The 19036-nt window shown below is 66.9% G+C and carries 9 protein-coding genes; 5 read left to right on the forward strand and 4 right to left on the reverse strand.

The annotated features are described in order from the left end of the window. The first annotated feature begins 58 nt into the window (after positions 1-58). Positions 59-5491, forward strand: a complete 5433-nt coding sequence (locus FHS47_RS00290; RefSeq protein WP_167021801.1) for an autotransporter domain-containing protein — start codon at positions 59-61, stop codon at positions 5489-5491. Positions 5492-5640: 149 nt separating this feature from the next. Here the strand turns inward: FHS47_RS00290 and FHS47_RS00295 are convergent, their stop codons facing one another. Then, positions 5641-6456 carry a restriction endonuclease gene (locus FHS47_RS00295; RefSeq protein WP_167021802.1) on the reverse strand — a complete coding sequence of 272 codons (816 nt, stop codon included), beginning with the start codon at positions 6454-6456 and terminating at the stop codon, positions 5641-5643. Between the two features lie 348 nt (positions 6457-6804). On the opposite strand from FHS47_RS00295, the gene FHS47_RS00300 reads away from it, so the two are divergent. From FHS47_RS00300 to FHS47_RS00310, 3 genes are all read left to right on the forward strand, one after another. Continuing rightward, the gene (locus FHS47_RS00300; protein WP_167021803.1) at positions 6805-8004 is read left to right on the forward strand and encodes a hypothetical protein; all 1200 of its coding nucleotides are present in this window, start codon (positions 6805-6807) and stop codon (positions 8002-8004) included. 6 nt (positions 8005-8010) lie between these two features. Then, a complete protein-coding gene (locus FHS47_RS00305; protein WP_167021804.1) occupies positions 8011-8865 on the forward strand; it encodes a PhzF family phenazine biosynthesis protein in 855 nt (284 codons plus the stop codon). 259 nt (positions 8866-9124) lie between these two features. Next, entirely contained in the window at positions 9125-14314 is a 5190-nt protein-coding gene (locus FHS47_RS00310) for an autotransporter-associated beta strand repeat-containing protein (RefSeq protein WP_167021805.1), read from the forward strand. Between the two features lie 815 nt (positions 14315-15129). Here FHS47_RS00310 and cycA read toward each other — a convergent pair. Continuing rightward, the gene (gene cycA / locus FHS47_RS00315) at positions 15130-16503 is read right to left on the reverse strand and encodes a D-serine/D-alanine/glycine transporter (RefSeq protein ID WP_167021806.1); all 1374 of its coding nucleotides are present in this window, start codon (positions 16501-16503) and stop codon (positions 15130-15132) included. An 85-nt stretch (positions 16504-16588) separates the two neighbouring features. Further along, positions 16589-17971: a hypothetical protein gene (locus FHS47_RS00320; protein WP_167021807.1), complete on the reverse strand. Its 1383-nt coding sequence runs from the start codon at positions 17969-17971 to the stop codon at positions 16589-16591. A gap of 181 nt (positions 17972-18152) precedes the next feature. On the opposite strand from FHS47_RS00320, the gene FHS47_RS00325 reads away from it, so the two are divergent. Then, complete coding sequence (locus FHS47_RS00325) at positions 18153-18536, forward strand: nuclear transport factor 2 family protein (protein ID WP_167021808.1); 384 nt, start codon at positions 18153-18155, stop codon at positions 18534-18536. 9 nt (positions 18537-18545) lie between these two features. On the opposite strand, the gene FHS47_RS00330 is transcribed toward FHS47_RS00325, so the two are convergent. Continuing rightward, complete coding sequence (locus FHS47_RS00330) at positions 18546-18899, reverse strand: response regulator (RefSeq protein WP_167021809.1); 354 nt, start codon at positions 18897-18899, stop codon at positions 18546-18548. Between the last annotated feature and the right edge of the window lie 137 nt (positions 18900-19036).

Genomic DNA, 19036 nt, shown 5'->3' on the forward strand with positions numbered 1-19036 from the left:
AAGATGCGCGCTGTTGCGCCGGCCCCGGCAGGGGGGCGCCTACGCCCAGGGGAATCTGATGAATCGCGTTTACCATCTCGTGTGGAACGGAGCGCTGCGCGTTGTGCAGGTGGCTTCGGAGCTGGCGTCGTCGCAGGCAGGGGGCCATGCCCGGGTTGAGGCATCTCCGCCCCGTCGTCGATCGTTGTGGAGCGCGATGGCCGCCATCGGCCTTTGCATCGCTGTGTCGCCGGCCTTTGCTCAGACCTGCACCCTGGCGAACGTCACCCTTTGCAGCGCGCAAGGGGGTGTCGGTTTCGGCGATCGCCCGGGTGTAGGCGGTGCGGGTAACGGGCAGGGCGGTGGCAGCAACATGCTCAACGGCACGGTCCTGACAGCGCAGCCGGGCGCGCAGCCGGTCAACGGCGCGGGCGGCCAGGGTGCGTCGGGAAGCCGCGACGGAAGCCCCGGCGGCATCGGCGGTACGGGCGGCGATGTCGGCACGCAGGTGGGCAACGCGGTGACCGGTGGCCAGGGCGGCGACGGTAGCGAGGATACCGCCACAGCCGGTGGCGGTGGTGGCGGTGGCACGGGAATCGTCATCACCCAGTCCAATCTCGGCTTCCCAGCGAATATGACGTTTACCGGCGGCAAGGGTGGCGCCGGTGGCGCCGCCTCGGTTAACAGCGGCGCCGGCGGTGGCGGTGGTGGCGGTGGCGGTGCCGGCATCGCGATCACGGGGCAGGATGCGGAGTTGACGCTGCAGGCCGCGACGCTCCCGAACAATCCAGGTAACGCGGTCACCGGAGGTGCCGGCGGCGCCGGCGGCTCTGGCGATCTGAACTTTCAGGCCTTCGGCGGCGGTGGCGGCGGTGGTGGCGATGGTGTGGTCGTCACTGCCAACAATGTCCAGGTGACCAATCTGGGCACCACGATCACCGGTGGTGTGGGTGGCGCGGGTGGCGCCGCGCTCGTGCCGGGCGGCGCCGGCGATTCGGGTGCGGGCATACGCGGCCTCGGTCTGGGTCTCTCCGTGATCAATGCCGGAACGATCGTTGGCGGCGCGGCAACGGGCAATGGTGCCGCCGGCATCGGTATCGTCACGCAGGGTTTCTCCACCATCCAGAACGGAGGGAAAATCCAGGGCGGCGTGGGTGCCGGCGGAGCACGCGCTTCGGCCATCCTCTTCAATGGGGTGAATAACACGCTGTCGATGCTTCCGGCTTCCACCATCAACGGGGCCGTGGAACTCGCGGACGCCGCGACGGCGCAGGTGATCTCCTCGAACAGCGCGTCGCTCGAACGGGTGAAGCTGGACGGTGCGTCGGCGGCCGTCGAATTCTGGCCGGCTTCGTCCACCGCGGGCACCCTTTCCGTCGATGCCATCGACGGCACCGGTGCCGTTACGAGTCGCTTCGGCGCCGGAACCCTCGCCCTGAAGGGTGTACAGCTCGACGGATCGCTCGACCTCGACCACCCTGGCAGCACCACGTTGTCTGGCACCATCCACACGACCGGCTTGCAGCACTACGGCATGCCCGTGTCGCTCGCCAATGACACCACCATCGTCAGCGACACCGGCGCGGTGACGTTCGCCGGCGCGGTCACCGGGCCGAACATGCTCACGGTGCAAGCCGGGGGCGATATCGACCTTGGCAATGCCGGCAACGTCTTTGGCGGCATGCTCTCGTTGACGGGTAACACCATCGACGTGAGTTCCGCCGGAAGTCTGCCCATCGGGGCGATGCACGCAGGCAGCGATGCCACGGTGAGCAGCGACGACTCGGTCGTGCTTGCCGGTGACGTCAGCACGCCGTTGACGCTGACGCTGAGTGCGCAGTCGTCGGTCCAGCAGGTGGCCGGCAGCGTCACGGCAGGCACGCTTTCGGGCGCGGTAAGCGGAGACCTGGTGCTGAACAGTGCGGGCAATGCGATCGCCACGCTTGGCTCGATCACCGCGACCACGATCTCGATCGCCGACATCCTGCCGCTGACCGTGGCCGGCACGGTGTATGCCTCGCAAAAGATATCTTTCACCGGCAGCCAGGGCGTGACCGTCACCGGCACGCTTCGTTCCGACGGCGCGCTGACCGGCAACAACGGCGTGCAGATCGATACGGGCAGCACGCTCACCGTAGGCAACGGCGGCACCACCGGCACGCTGGATGCCGATACCACCGTCAACGGCACCCTCGCTTTCAATCGCAGCAACGATGCCACCTTCGGCGGTGCCATCAAGGGAACGGGGGCATTCACGAAGTACGGTGCCGGCAAGCTGGTCTACGACGGCGACGGTTCCCTCTTCCAGGGTTCCACCTCGGTGCTGGGCGGCAGCCTCGTGGTCGGCGGAACGGCGGGCTCCACGGCTCGCCTGGGCGGCGGCGTGGCCGTCGCCAGCGGTGCATCGCTTGGCGGCCACGGCAGCATCGGTGGCAGCGTGACCATGGCCACCGGCAGCACGCTGTCCCCCGGCAATTCCGTGGGCACGCTCACGGTGGACGGCGACTTCGCCATGGCGCAGGGCACGGTGTTCGACGCCGAGTTCGGTGCTAGCGGCGCAGGCGACAAGGTGATCGTGGGCGGCAATCTCGCCTTGAACGGCGTCACGCTGAATGTCGCCGATGCGGGTGGCATGGGCCCTGGCGTGTACAACCTCTTTTCCTATGGCGGCACGCTCACCGAGACGAACGGCGGCATCCTCCTCGGAAGCAAACCCGCCGGGCACCTCGTCACCTTGCAGACGCTGACCGGCCAGAAGCAGATCAACCTGATCGACTACTCCAACGCCACGCTGAGTTACTGGAACGCGAACCATCTCGCCAGCCCCACGCAGATGGGTGGCGGCGACGGTACCTGGTCGAACACCTCGCCCACATGGACGGATGCGCAGGGCAGCCTCACGGAGCCCATGGCCCCGCAGCCAGGCTTCGCCATTTTCGGCGGTGCAAAAGGCACGGTCACTGTCGACGGAACCGCAGGTGCGGTAGCGGTCACCGGAATGCAGTTCCTGAGTGACGGCTATCGCGTCACCGGCGATGCCCTCAACCTTGTTGCGTCCGGTGGGCCGGTCATCGTGCGCGTGGGTGACGGCACCGCCGCTAGCCAGGCTTACGTCGCCACCATCGATTCGGTGCTAGCGGGCACGCAGGGCTTCACAAAAGCGGATGCGGGCACGCTGGTGCTCAACGGTGCCAACACCTTCTCCGGTGGCCTCGCCATCGACGGTGGCATGGTGTCCGTCAGCGACGATGCCAATCTCGGCGATGCCGCAAACGCCTTGACGATGGGTGGCGGCGGGCTGCGCATCACCGGCATGTCCTATACGTCGACCGGCCGCGCCCTGTCGCTGCTCTCGGCTGGCGGCATTGATGTCGACGCCGCCGCCAATGTCTTTACGTGGAACGGCGCCATCACCGGGTCCGGCTCGTTGCAGAAGTCGGGCGCGGGCACGCTTGTGCTGAATCACGCGAACAACTACAGCGGCACCACCTGGCTGAGCGATGGCACCCTGCGCCTTGGCGACAACGGCGCCATCGGGACCGGCGATCTGGTGATGAGCGGCGGCACGCTGGCGTTCGGAGCGAACGACATGTCGCTCGCGAACACCGTGAGGCTCGCGGGCGAAGCCGGCATCGACGTGGCGGCGGGGCAGACGGCCACCTTGTCGGGCGGTATCGTCGACAGCGCGCCACAGGGATTCAGCGTGGCGTCGATTTCAGGCGCACTCACAAAGACCGGCCAAGGCACGCTTGTCCTGACCGGTACCGCCGCGAATACGGGCCTGACCACCATCGCCGACGGCACGCTGCACGTGGGCGACGGTGGCACGCGCGGAACCTTGCCGCTGAACATCGCGAACCACGGTGCGCTGGTGCTCGACCGCTCGGACGATGTCGCCTATGCGGGCACGATGTCCGGCGACGGCACGTTCCGCAAGCTTGGCAGCAATGGGCTGCAGCTGACCGGCAACAGCAGTGCGTTCACAGGCACGACCACGATCGACGGGGGCACGCTGCGGCTCGATGGTTCGCTCGGCGGCAGCCTCGCCATGGCCGGTGGCACGACCCTCGCCGGCAGCGGCACGGCGGGCAGCGCCGCGCTGGCGTCGGGTAGCGAGCTCTCGCCCGGCGGCGCGGGCGCGATCGGCACGCTCACGTTCAACGGCAATCTCGATCTGGCGGCTGGCTCGCGTTATGCCGTGGATGTGTCGGATGCGGGGCAGGGCGACGCCGTGGCTGTAGCAGGGATGGCGACCCTGCACGGCGGCCCCGTCGTCAGCCTCGGCACCGGCGGTCACTGGAACGTCGCCACCACGTACACCATCCTTTCCGCGGCGGGGGGTGTCGACGGTACCTTCGGTGACGTGTCGTCGAACCTGGCGTTCCTCGTGCCGACGCTTTCATACACGGCGAACGCTGTGAAACTCACACTTCGTCGCAACGACGTGTCCTTCCTCGACGTGGCGGGCACGCGCAACCAGCGCGCCACCGCGGGTGCGTTGCAAGCGCTCGATCAGGGCTCGCCGCTTTACAGTGCGGTGCTGCGCCTCGACGCCGCAGCGGCGCGTACGGCGTTCGACACACTCTCCGGCGAGATCCACGCCAACCTGCGCGGGGCGATCACGGACGACGATCGTTACCAGCGCGATGCGATCAACCAGCATCTGCTCACGCAATACGCCGACGGCACCGGCGACGCGACGGCCGCCTGGGCGTCCGCATGGGGCCATTGGGGTAGCCACGACGGCGACGGCAATGCCGCGCGCCTGCGGGCGAATGGCGGTGGCATGCTGGTCGGTGCGGATACCGGCGTGGGCTCCGATACGCGCATCGGCTTCGCGCTCGGCACGGGGCATGTGTCGGCCTCCGCTCGCGGCGATTCCGCCACCGGCGACACGCGTACGGCGGGCCTCTACGGCAGCGGCCATTACGGCAACCTCATGCTTCAGGCCGGCGCGCTGTACAGCCATCGCGACATCGACACGCATCGCACGGCCGAAGCCGACGATCTGAACGAACGGCTGAATGGCGACACGCGCGCGCGCTCGGCGCAGGTGTTCGTGGAGGGCGCCTATGCATTCCGCTTCGACCACGCGTCGCTGGCGCCGTACCTCAACGTGGCCCGGCAGGAGCTGCGCACGGACGCCTTGCACGAGCATGGCGGCGATGCCGCGCTCGACGTGCGAGGGGACAAGAGCGCGCAGACCTTCGCCACGCTGGGCCTGCGCGGTAGCCATGAACTCTCGGCCGATGGCGGCATCGGCGTGTTCGCGAGCGTGGGTTGGCAGCACGCCTGGGGCGACACAGATACGTTGAGCCGGCAGCGCTTCGCGACAGGCGGCGATGCGTTCCAAGTGGGAGGTACGCCCATTGCCGACAACGCTGGCGTGGCGACGCTGGGCCTGCGCTTCAAGCCGGCGCCGGCGGTCACCATCGATGCGTCGTATGTCGGCCAGTTCGCAAGCGATGCCAAAGACCAGTCGGCGCGGTTGAGCCTGAACTGGGTTTTCTGAGGAGGAAAAGCACCGAGGCTCCACCCGGAGCAGCGGGGCTTTCTGTGGGAGCCGCTTCAGCGGCGATGGGTGCTTGCGGCATGCCGGCCCGCTGCCGCGGGATCGCCGGCACAGCCGGCTCCCACAGAAAGACTCGCTCGCGGCGTCGCTCAAGGCAAAGAGGGCGTCGTCTTCTCGAGGATGCGCATCGACTCGGCGTTCTTCTTCTCCCACTCCGCGATATCGGTCTTGGTCATCGGGGCGTCATGCACGATGGCCGGGTGTCCGTTGAGGCTGCTCATCGGCTTGGCCGATGTCAGTATCGGTAACAGGGCTGGCGCGTGGGCCGGCTGTCTCGTTTGCGCGACGCGGATGAGGGCTCGTTGGCTGGCGAGTTGCGCACGCTGAATGTCGCGAACGTAGTAGCCGTAGAGCACGGCTACCGCGATGGCCATCGTGACGAAGGCCCCGGCTGCCGCAACGATGGGGCCGCGCGTTGTGCGGGTTCGTTGCGGTCTCCGCGTGTGCCTTGCCCATGACGGCATGGCATCGAAAGTCGCGTGCGGCATGGTGGGCTCCTCCACGGGGCCGAGCATCGCGCGGAGCATCTTGCCGTCGATCAATCGAATGTGCGGGAACTTCTCCGCGGCTTGGATCGCGGCCCGGGTGAACTCGCCCGAGGTGATCACGATGGCGCGCGTCGCTCCCGCCGTATGCATCACGCCGATGAGTTGGTGCACGTCGTTATGCGGCACCTTCCAGCAGTTCCAGTGCTTGCATTGGACCACCACCGTTTCCTGGTCGCCCAGCAGCTTCAGGTCGATACCGCCGTCGGTGCGGTTCGACCCGCCGCCCGTGCCCAGGTGCACCACCTCGTAGCCTAGGCTGCGGTAATGCTCCGCCACGAGGCGTTCGAAGGCGTCCCAGGACACGCGGCTGAGCGCGTCGTCGTAGCGATGATCCACGGGCTTGAATCCGGTCCTCATCGCACCGGCTCCCGCATGCACTTCTGCTTGCGCCGCTGGTCGGCGCCGTCGATCGCTTCCATGATTTCCCCCTTCCGCACGGAAGACGAGCCCCCCGCTCGCCGTTCGGCGGGCCGAATATAGCGCAGCCTCGCCGCGCAGGTGTGCTTCAGCCTCATTCCTTAAAATGTGCCGCACCGCCGGAAGGCCGGCTTTGATGGAGGAATGCCCGTGAGGATGACGATACAGGGAGTGCTGGGAATCCCTTTGGTGCTTGCCGCGGGTGTATGCTCCGCCGCCGGTTTCGATTGCGGCAAGGCCTCGACTCTTGCCGAAAAAGCCATATGCGCCTCGCCGAAGGTGTCCGCATTGGACGGGAAGCTCGGCGAGGTGTTCCGCGCGGCGCTGAAGAACCATCCGGAAAAGGGCGATGCGCTGAAGCTCGACCAGCTCCATTGGCTTGCCGGCCGCGACGCCGCCATGGCGGATTTCCTCGGCGACAACCCTGGCAAGCCTCTGCCTGCCGATATCGGGCAATACCAGGCGCGTATCGACTTCCTGCAGGGACTCGATGCGAAGGCGCCGAAACCGGTCGACAGCTTGCAGGGTGCGTTGTCGCGCCTGCCCGCGGGTTCGTACGACGTGCTGGCCGACCTCGCCAAGGCGGGGGCGCCCATCACTCTCGCCTCCGATGTTCCCATCCAGGACGCCAAAGGCTTTCCGTACGAACCGGACGCGCGCATGCGCGAGGCACTGGGCCAACTGGATGCCTCGTCGGGATACCGGAAGCTGGCGGGGAGCCCGGTGAGTTCCCTGTATTCCGTGGGCGGCACGGCCCATTGCTGGACGGAGGCGCCCTTTCGCATTGAAGGCAAGAAAGCGATCGCGGTCGATGTGCCCGCGGCGTGGGACGGCGATTGCATGACCCGGCATGGCGTGGCGAAGGTGGGCGACGACGTGCTTGCTACCGTGCTCGTCAATCCCTCGCCGGACGAGATGAGTCTCGACGTCAGCCCTTGGGACGGGAAGCGTTTCGGCCCCGGCAACCGCCTGGTCCTCCGGTTCGACCACTCGCTGTCGCCGCTCGGCAGCGCATGCGCGCCGAAGCAATCGCCCTGCGACGATTTCGCCACGGCCGCGATGGCCGCCGCGACGCGCTACGACCGAAGCCCCGTGCCCGGCACACTCGATCGCCGGCTGGCGGGCGATGCGAAGCGTGCCTACGACGCCATGGTCGCGGCGGCCAGGGCGCCGAAGGGCATTGCGCCAAAGGGCGATACCAGCGCTTATCCCGAGTTGCCCGTGTTCGGCGCGAATGTCGCCGACGACCAGATGAAAGGCTACGGGCCGGAAGCCCGTTTCTTTCCCATCGACTTCCGCGGCGAGACGCTGCTCGGATTCATCGGGCACGGACACGTGGGCTGGCGGATCAACGACGACTGGCTGGTATCGGCCTGGCGGTTGAAGGATGGGAAGCTCGAGCCCGTGGCGTCCGCCTATGTGAAAGTGAACCGTGGGGCGTTGCTGCTCTCCTCGGTGATGGCAAGCCCGCCGCCCGCATCGCATTGATTGCCCATGACCCAGTACGCCTTTCGCCAGTTCGATGTCTTCTCCGACCGCCCGCTGGGCGGCAATCCCCTCGCGGTCGTTTTCGATGCGGACGGTCTCGACGACGCGACCATGGCCGCGCTGGCGCGCTGGACCCAGCTGAGCGAAACGGTCTTCCTGCAGTCGCCGTCCGATCCCCGGGCGGACTACCGGGTGCGTATCTTTTCGCCGCGCGGCGAGATGCCCTTCGCCGGACATCCGACCCTCGGTGCCTGTCATGCCTGGCTTGCGGCCGGTGGCCGACCGAAGGCGACGGAGGTCGTGCAAGAGTGCGGCATAGGGCTGGTGCCGGTACGGCGCGAGGGCGGCGTGTTGTCGTTTCGCGCTCCGCCCTTGCGTTCGGACGCGCAGCTCGAAGCGCCGCTGCGCGAGCGCATCGCCTCGGGACTCGGGCTGGCCGTGACCGATCTTGTCGACGCGCGCTGGGTCGACAACGGCGCGGGCTGGTGCGCGGTGCTCTTGCGGGAGCCGGGGTGGCTGCACCGCCTGAGTCCCGATCCGGTCGCACTGGATGGGTTGAAGATCGGCGTGGTGGCGAACGGCGGGCCGGCGCCGGATATCGCCTTTGAGGTGCGGGCGCTGGTGTTCTCCGGGGGCCTGCTGGAGGACCCCGCCACGGGAAGCCTCAATGCCGGCATCGCGGTGTGGTTTGCACAAGCCGGCATCGCCCCCGATCACTACCGGATCGCACAAGGCCGCGCCATGGGGCGCGATGCACGTATCCACGTCACGCGCGAGGGCGATGCGCTCTGGATAGGCGGCGCCATCGCCGAGTGCATCGAAGGGCGCATCAGTCTGCCGGACGCGGTACCCGGGTCCTGACATTCCCTGGGCGACCCTGTCAAGGCAACAGCCGCTTTTGGTCTTCACTTAGGTGAAATTTGTGACTACGGTCACAAATTGCCGCTGTGCGTCAGGCCGGTCCATCGCGTAGAGGGCCTGCAAAGCGCTGTAACAAGCGCTTCACATTCCTTGGCACGGCCTTTGCTGATGGGTCACTGCTCTCGATCGCACCTGTCATCCACGGCAGGGGGGATGAAGGGGGAGAGCACTCAACTCAGCGACAGGACCGACACCTCCAATGAACAGAATTTTCCGCATCGTCTGGAACAAGGCGATCAGTCAGCTCGTCGTGACTTCCGAACTCGGCCGTCGTTCTTCCGGCGGCAACGCGTCGAAGCGGGCGCCGCGCGATGCGCGAACCACCGTCCTGCCGCTGGCGGCACTGGCCGTGGCGCTTTCATTTGCGACACCGGCGTCCGCCGCTTCCTATCTGGCCATGCCGAGTGGCTCCCTGCTGGACATCAATAACGGTACGGGTGGCAACAGCGCGACGAACGTTGCGGACCAGTTCCAGAACTACTCCGTCACGTTCACAGCCACCGACACCGGCAACAACTACATCCTGTTCGCTTTCCGCCAGGATCCGGCGTACTGGACGTTCGGAAACGTTGGCCTGTACGCGGCAGGCGACACCACGACGAACCTCTTCACCAACCCCCTCTTCACCCAGGGCGGACAGATCGGCGACAGCGGCGTCCAGGCGCCAGCGAACTGGGGCGTGGTCTACCAGACGGGCACCGTCCCGACGGCGGCCGGTACGTGGCACGCACCGGGCGATGGCGACAAGACCACCACGAACGTCAATACCTCCACCGCCGGTTCCTGGTATGACGGTGCCGTCGGCAGCTTCGACGGCATCTATCAGGGTGTGGATCTCGTTGCGGGAACCGTCTACACGATCAGCTTCACCGCGCTGTCGAACAATGCGGCGAACGTGGCCGGCTCGGGCAATGGCGGCGTCGAAATGGGTGTGTACGCCGGCAAGTGCGTGAGCCTCACCGGCCCGGTGGCCAACTGCACGCCGGACAATCCGGACTTCCAGGTGCTCGCCACGCCCGACGACGCCGCCAACGCCGGCGGCCCGTCCGTCGTGACGGTGGACCCGGCGAATCCGGAAACCACTACTGGCGCCGGCAGCACCGACATCGCGTTCGACGGCGGCACGCTCACGGTCGACCAGACCAATCCGACCCTCGGTCAGGACATCACGATCTCCCATAACGGCGGCACGATCGACCAGGACGGGCACGATGCCACGTTCACGGGCACGATCTCCGACGGGACCAACGGCGTGCCGGGCGACCTCAACATCGTCAACAGCGGCAACGGCGGCACAGTCACGCTGACCGGTACCAACACCTATACCGGCGAAACCACCATCGACGACGGTGCGACCCTCGCCCTTTCGGGCAATGGCAGCATCGCGCAGTCCAGCGGCGTGACCAACAACGGCACGCTCGACATCGGCCAGGCCAACGGCAACGAGAACATCGCTTCGCTCGGTGGTAACGGCACAGTGACGCTCGGCACCAACGATCTCACCATCACGAACGGGCACGACACCTACACCGGCACCATCGGCGGCACGGGTGGCGTGAACGTCACCGGCGGGACGCAGGGCTTCACCGGCACCAACACGTACACCGGCGGCACGACCGTGTCCGGTGGCGCTACCGTGTCGATCGACAACGGCGCTGCGCTCGGCACCGGTACGATCATCCTGAACAACGGCACGCTCGACACCACGCAGGGCACGACCCTGGGCAACATCATCGATGTGACCGGCACCGGCACGGTCGACACCGCCACGGGCACCACGCTGACGCACTCCGGCGCGGTGACGGGCAGCGGCGACTTCGTCAAGGACGGTGAGGGCACCCTGGCGCAGACCGGCGCCCTCACGCAGAACGGCGCCACCATCGTCAACGACGGCACGCTGGTGCTGTCGAGCACCAACACGTACGGCGGCGGCACCGTGGTCAACACTGGCGGCACGCTGGAGGTCTCCAGTGACGCGAACCTCGGTGGCGCATCGAGCAACCTCGCGCTCAACGGCGGCACGCTGCACAGCACTGGCGATGTGGACTCGGCGCGCAATTTGTCGCTCAATGGCAGCGGCACGATCGACACCGACGCCGACACGGCCATGACCACGTCCGGTACGGTGTCCGGTAACGGCGCTCTGGTGAAGAACGGCGAAGGCGTTCTCGAAATCGACGGCGTGGCTTCCCACACGGGCGGCACCATCGTGAACGACGGTACGCTCGTGCTCACGGGCAACAACACCTACACCGGCGGCACCACGGTCAACGGCGGTGGTACGCTGGAAGTGTCGAGCGACGCGAACCTCGGCAATGCCTCGAACGGCCTCGCCCTCAACGGCGGCACGCTGCACACCACCGACACGATCAACTCCGACCGCAACGTGGTCCTGAACGGCGAAGGCCACTTCGACGTCGACGGCAACACGACCATGGCGACGGGCGGCACGGCGTCGGGTACGGGCACGCTCGTGAAGGACGGCGAAGGTCGTCTGGTCATCGGCGGCGTGGCTTCCCATACCGGCGGCACGGTGGTGAATGACGGCATCCTGGTGCTGACCAACCACAATACCTACACGGGCGGCAACACGATCAACGGCGGCACCCTGCAAGTGCAGAATGATTCGAACCTCGGCGCTGCTTCCAATGGAATCGCGTTCAACGGAGGATCGCTGCACACCACGGGTAGCTTCACGACGGCGCGTAACCTGTCGCTAAATACGAGCGGCACGATCGACACCAACGTGTACTCGACGCTCGTAGCGACGGGCAATGTGTCGGGCGCCGCGGGCTTGGTAAAGAATGGCCTGGGAACGCTCGATATCGAGGGCGTCGCCTCGCACACCGGCGGTACGACCGTGAACGCCGGCACGCTGATCCTGGGCGGTGACAACACGTACACCGGTGGCAACACCATCAATGGCGGCACGCTGCAGGTCTCCTCGGACGCCAACCTTGGTGCTGCTTCCAACGGCATCGCGTTCAATGGTGGCTCGCTGCACACCACGGGCAGCTTCACCACGGCACGTGATCTGTCGCTCAATACGAGCGGCACGATCGCCACCGACGTGGGTACCACGCTCACCGCCACCGGCAACGTCTCGGGCGCGAATGGTCTGGTGAAGAACGGCGAAGGCACGCTCGACATCTCCGGCGTGGCGTCGCACATCGGCGGTACGACCGTGAACGCCGGTACGCTGATCCTGGGCGGCAACAACACCTACAAGGGCGGCACCACGATCAACGGCGGCACGCTGCAGGTGTCGTCGGATGCCAATCTGGGCGACGCGTCCAGCAACATTGCCATCAATGGCGGCAACCTCGCCGTGACCAGCACGATGAGCACGGATCGCGACATCCTGATCGGCAGCCACGGCGCGCAGATCACCACGCTGGACGGCGTGACCCTGAACCAGCGCGGCGACATCAGCGGCACCGGCGGTCTGGTGAAGCTCGGTGGCGGTACCCTGGTGGTGTACGGCAACAACACCTTCACCGGCGGCACCCTGATCCAGGGCGGCGTGATCCGCATCAACACCGGTTCCTCGTTGGGCACGGGCCAGATCCTGCTCCAGGGTGGCACGCTGCAGTCCGACGCCTCGCTCGGCACCGGCCAGGAAGTGGTCATCAGCGGCAACTCGGGCGTGAACGTCGCGACCGGCACCACCACCGTGCTCTCGGGCAACCTGGTGGCAGGCGCGGGTAACGGTTGCTTCGTGAAGTCGGGCAAGGGCTACCTCAGCCTCACCGGTCGTTCCAGCCTCGCCAGCGGCACGTGCGTGGAAGACGGTGTGCTGAGCGCGAACGGCCAGCTGGCCAGCAGCTTCGTGCAGGTGGACAAGGGCGGCATGCTGCGCGGTACGGGCGTGGTCAGCGGACCGGTCAACGTGGAAGGCCGTCTGGCGGCCGGCAATTCGCCGGGCACGCTGACGGTGGCCGGCACGGTGACGATGCAGGCCGGCAGCTCGCTGCAGGTCGACATCGACGGTCTCGGCACGGGTAACGGTGCGGGCAACTATTCGCGCGTGCTGGTCGTGGGTGAGGGCAATCGCTTCATCGCCGACGGTACCCTGGTGCCCACCCTGCGCGGCATCACGGGCAACGCGTCGAACACGTATACCCCGGCGCTGGGCAGCACCTATCGCATCGTGACCGCCGACGGCGGCGTGGAAGGTCGTTTCGACGGCATCCAGCAGCCGACCGACGGCCTGCCGGCGAATGCTCGCTTCCTCGCGTTCTACGGCGCGAACGCTGGTCACAGCATCGATCTGCGTGTGGCGCCGGTGTCTTACGCCACCCTGCTCGGCGCGGGTGCCAAGCGTAACAGCCTGGCAGTCGCGGGCTCGCTCGACGGCGCGGTGCAGGCGATGGACGCCGGCACGGCCACGGCGGCACAGAACGAGCTGCTTTACGCCGTGTCGGCGGCCAGTGCCGATCGCGCTGCGTCGCTAGTGGGCAGCCTCTCCGGCGAAGTGCATGCCGACCAGGCCGCCGCTGCGCGCAGCGCGGGCCTTGGTATGCAGCGCGACGTGAGCGATCACCTCGCCACGGACCGTTCGCCCGATATGGCGCACAACGTCTGGGCGAACGTGACCCGCGACGGCAACCGCTCCATCGCCGACGGCCAGGGTAGCGGCTTCGAGACCGGCACCGACCGCACCACGGGCGGTATCGACCTCTACGCCGAGGGCGGCACCGTGCTCGGTGTGGCAGCCACGCACCACGACACGAACGTGATCTCGCATGGCGGCTCGGGTTCCATCCGCGGCACGTCGGGCATGGTGTACGCGCAGCAGGCGCTCGGCAGCAGCTTCGTGCTCGACGGCGTGGCGGCGTATGGCACCACGGACTGGACGACCCGTCGCGCCGATCCGCTGGGCGGTTCGCAGCTGGAAACCCGTACCTCGGGTAAGGACAGCATGGCCAGCGCCACGTTGCGCATGCCGATGCAGACGGCGAACGGTTCGCGTATCGAACCGTATGTCAGCGTCGTGTGGCAGAAGGTGGAACGCGATGCCGTGAATGAGCGTGGTTCCGCTGCTGCCCTGTCGCTGGACGAACTGTCGGAGAAGGGCACCCGCGTGCTCGCCGGCGTGAGCATGGGTTCGAAGGCCGCCGATCCGCTGGCGTCCACGCTCACCTGGCACGCAGGCGTCGCGGTGGGTGCCGATACCGGCGACCTGCTCGATCCGACGGTGCACAACACGCTGGCCGGCCAGCGCTTCGACACCGCCGCTCCGGGTGTCGGTCGCGGCTTCGTCCAGGTGAATGCGAACGGCACGATGCGCCTCGGCAAGAGCACCTACCTCTACGGTGGCCTCACCGCCGAGGAAGGCAAGCGCCGCTCGGCGTACGGCGTCACCGCCGGTGTACGCGTGGCCTTCTAAGGCCGCTCGCTTGCGCGAAAGAGAAGGGCCCGCTCGGAAGAGCGGGCCCTTTTTTTAGGTTCTTCACGCATTACAGGGCGAGTACAGGCTTCGAGTCGACGCCACTGGCTTCGACAGGCTCGTCGTGGGGTTCGCTTGCCCGATCTTGCCAAAGCGCTGTACAGCCGAGCGTTTCGCAGGAGACCTTGATGCCCACCCTCGCTGCTCAGACAGGTCCTCCGCGTTCGGCAAGGAAGGCCGCTGCCGCGGCCCATGTGCTCAATCGGCCTTCGGCCGCTCACTTGTGCGGAACTCGCCTCGAGGGTGGACACCAAGGTCTCTTCCGGGCGGTGGGGTAGCGTGATGGGAGAGCGGCGGGGTTCGATGGGGATACCTGCGCAAGCGATGCCTGGGATGTGAGCTATTTCCCGACAAGCAACGTCCGAAGTCGCGACTGGCTGACCGTGCAGGTGGGCGAGACGAGGCGATACTGCCCCGCCCGCAGCGGCTGCCTTCGGCTGTGCCGGCTCTCCGGACACGACACCTCAGGCATGGGGAGAGTCTTCGGTGTCCATCCTCGAGGCGAGTTCCGCACAAGAGAGCGGCCGAAGGCCAGATAGATAAACGGGCCGCGCCAGCGGCCCCTCCTTGCCGAACGCGGAGGACCTGTCTGAGCAGCGAGGGTGGACACCGAAGGCTCTGGCCTCACCGTCAAAGCTGACGGCGGCGCCAGCCGCTAGGCCACATGCATTCGCCTTGGCGAATGAACCTTTGCATGCGGCATGCGTCCCCGGACTTCCGTGAAGCACCTTTTTTATGGTTCTTCCCCTTCCGGTTCAAGCCTTCTTGCGACGCAACGCGTACCCGATGCCGAGGATGGCGAACCAGACGGGGCTGGCGATCAGGGCCTGCCGCGTGTCGCTTTCCAGCGCCAGGAGTACCAGCACGAAGGCGAAGAAGACGAGGCATGCCCAGCACATCGCGACGCCGCCGGGCATCTTGTAGCTCGACACGGCGTGCAACTCCGGACGGTTCTTGCGGTATGCCATGTACGCCACCAGGATCAGCGACCACACGAACATGAAGAGGATGGCGGCGAGCGTCGTCACCAGCGTGAACGCGGTAACGAGGTTGGGGATCACATAGACCAGCATGGCCCCGCCCAGGAGGCACAGGCACGAGAAGAAGAGACCGCGCGAGGGCACCGCGGCTTTCGAAAGCTGGTGGAACGCCTTCGGCGCGTGGTTCTCTTCGGCCAGGCCGAACAGCATGCGGCTGGTGGAGAAGATGCCGCTGTTGGCGGACGAGGTGGCCGAGGTGAGCACCACGAAGTTGATCAGGCTGGCGGCGGCGGGAATGCCGGCGAGCACGAACAGTTCCACGAACGGACTCTTGCCCGGCAGCACCTGCCGCCACGGCGTTACCGCCATGATCACCACGAGCGACAGCACGTAGAAAAGGATGATGCGCACGGGGATCGAGTTGATCGCCTTGGGCAGGTTACGTTCGGGGTCGGCAGTTTCAGCCGCCGTGGTGCCGACCAGTTCGATGCCTACGAAGGCGAACACCGCGATCTGGAAGCCGGCGAAGAAGCCGCCCACGCCCATGGGGAACATGCCGCCATCGTTCCAGAGGTTCGCAAGCGATGCCACGTGGCCGTCCGGCGAGCGGAAGGCCCAGGCCACCATGCCGAAACCCGTGACGATGAGGGCGCAGATGGCCACGATCTTGATGAGGGCGAACCAGAACTCCAACTCGCCGAAGAGGCGCACGGTGGTGAGGTTCAACGTCAGCAGCAGGAGCACGCACAGCAGCGCCGGTATCCATGGCGCAAGCCCCGGGAACCAGAACTGTGCGTACGAGGCGATGGCGATGACATCGGCGATCGCGGTGATGATCCAGCAGAACCAGTAGGTCCAGCCGCAGAAGAATCCGGCCCACGGACCCAGCAGGTCGGTGGAGAAGTCGATGAAGGACTTGTAGTTGAGGTTGGAGAGCAGCAGCTCGCCCATGGCCCGCATCACGAAGAACAGCATCACGCCGATGATCAGGTACACCAGCAGGATGGATGGCCCCGCGAGGCTGATCGTCTTGCCCGAGCCCATGAAGAGGCCGGTTCCGATGGCGCCGCCGATGGCGATCAGCTGCAGGTGGCGGTTCGACAGGCTGCGCCTGAGATGCTCGGGGGACTGCGCCTGCGGATGCGGCATCGGAGTACTCGGGTCGTGACGGAAGCCGGAACCATACGGCGCGCGCGGGATGGCGGCAAGGCGCGGGCGCGCCGCATGCCGCCACCTAGGGCGAGGCCACCGCGGCGCCCCGTAACTCGCAGGACCGCTTCGCGAATACATGCTGCACCTGCCAGCCGGACCAGTCGGCTACCGTGCCGACGGTGAAGCAGGGACCAAGCGTGTCGCGTGGGAGTTGCAGCAGCTGCCCCTCCACGATGTAGCGGCGGTAGAGCGGCGCGATATCGCCCGCACCGATGGCCGCCACCGCATCGATGAGCGCGGGCCCCGGGGCCGCCGGGCTGCCCATGCGCGCCAACGCGTCGAGCAGGGTCTTCCTACCCCCCGTGGCGGCACGGATACGCGCGTCCAGGAGCGCGGCGAAGAGCAGGCCGCGGTTCGCAGGCAGCTCGCGCATGTCGCGCGAACGGGCGAAGGAGTCTTCGACCTGGCCCTGTGGTGCGCGGCGAAACGGCGAGTTGCCGTAGCCCGTCGCGGCCTGGTCGATCATACGGGCGAACGCGACGGGTGGCAGGTAGCCTTTGGCGAAGAGCTCGCTCACGGTCCGGTACGTGGCGAACCCCTCGGCGTACCACGCCGTGGCCGGATCGCCCGGCGTCTGCCCGGGCAACGTGGCCGCCGCCAGGAGCCAGGGAAGCCACGCATCGTCGGGTACGCCGGGGGTCAGGTAAACGGTGCCCCCGAAGGGGGATGTGGTCATCGATAGCCCGGGCGATTTCCCGTCGAAGTCGATGATATTGAATGTGTAATCGTGGCGCGTCGGGGGCGGCACGACATCGGCCACGGCGTGGGCCAGGGCATCCGCGATGCGTTCCACGTCGCGCGCGCCGTCCAGCGCGGTGATCGTCACGGTGGCGGTACCGACACGGCGCGTCGATGTTCGCGCCTCGCGTGCGGCGAGGAATGTGCCGCCCCCGAGCCGGGCGACCTTTTGTATCCCCTGGGAAATTGAGGTGGAGACCATCCATCCGTCCGGAGCCGACCAATGCACGTCCACGGGGCGGTCCTCCGGCCCGTCCGGAAGAGCGAAAAGCACGTTTGTCGAGGCGGCGATGGCGTCGGGCCGCACGAGCACCGACTGCGATACATCCCACGGGAGGATTCGCGTAAGAGCCGCCGGCTGGCTCCGCCAGGCAAACGCGACCTCGCTGCCGGGCTGGCCGCGCAATCGCCAGCGCCCGGGTGTGGATGTGTCGAGCGAACCCGCCAGTGCATGGACGTCCGTCACTTGCCACGACGGCACGGCGAAGTCGATGACACCGTCCCGGTTCAAGCGCGCGGTCGCCCGCACCTCGACGGTTTCCAGGGCCGCACCCTGCCTGCGGAAGGCGAGATCGTAGCGAACCGGCTCGATGTCGCCGGCCCTCGCAAGCGTGGTGGTAACGAGGATCGCCGCAAATGCGACGAAGCGAATCGGAAGCTCTGCCATGCCTGCTCCTGGTGGACGCGGGATCGGTAGCAAGTCGCGCGCCACGCAGCACACCCGCGCCACGCCTCGCGCCACTGCCTCGCGACAACCGTCCACGGACAATGGGGCGGACACGGCGGACACCCTTGCCTCTATGTACTATCGGCCTGGGTTCTTTTCTTCGCCCTCAAGGGAGCACCGCATGATCGATCCAGCCCGCCAGGCGCTTGTCGAGGCCTATATCGACGCCTACAACCGCTTCGACATCGACGGCATGCTCGCCACGCTCTCGGACGACGTGCGCTTCGAGCACCATGGCGGCGGCGAGTTGGCCGTGGCGACGGACGGCAAGGCGGAGTTCGAGAAGCTGGCGCGGGTGGGCGCCGCGATGTTCGCCTCGCGTACGCAGAGGGTCGTGGCCATGGAGGTCAGAGGCGAAACCCTGGTCGTCACGATCGATTTCCACGGCGAGATAGCCGAGGACATACCCGAAGGGCCGCGCGCAGGCACGGTCATCGACATGACCGGCAGCTCGGAATTCGGATTCGCTGGCGGCAAGATCTGCCGGGTGATAGACAAGGCCTGACGGGGCCCCTCAGGCCGCCACCTGCTCGAGGGCGGCCAGCAGCGCCCGGCGGTCGTAGGGCTTGGGCAGATAGCCCATGCCTTCCTTCAGCCATCCATGCTGCTCGCGGGCTTCGCCGGAGGTCACCAGCACGGGCATGTCGGCATGCCGTTGGGCCAGGGCCTCGCCCGTGACGCGGCCCGGCATTCGCACGTCGGTGAAGAGCACGTCGGCCTTGCCGGTTTCCAGCCATTTTTCGGCGGCATCGCCATTGGGCACGGCGTGGACTTCATGGCCCGCGCCTTCGAGGATCATCGAGGTGATCTCGCGAATCGCAGCATCGTCCTCGACAAGGAGGACGACGAGGGGACGGTCGGTGGCCATGGAATCGACTCTGAAAAAGTATGGGCGACGCAGATACAAATTCCTGCGTGAAGGATTCGTCAACACCGATGGATGCGGCAGTGGTATTCCATTGTGAAGACGGTGCACGCATCATAACGATTTCCCGGGGGATGCCC

The sequence above is a fragment of the Luteibacter sp. SG786 genome (assembly GCF_011759605.1).
Lineage (GTDB): Bacteria > Pseudomonadota > Gammaproteobacteria > Xanthomonadales > Rhodanobacteraceae > Luteibacter.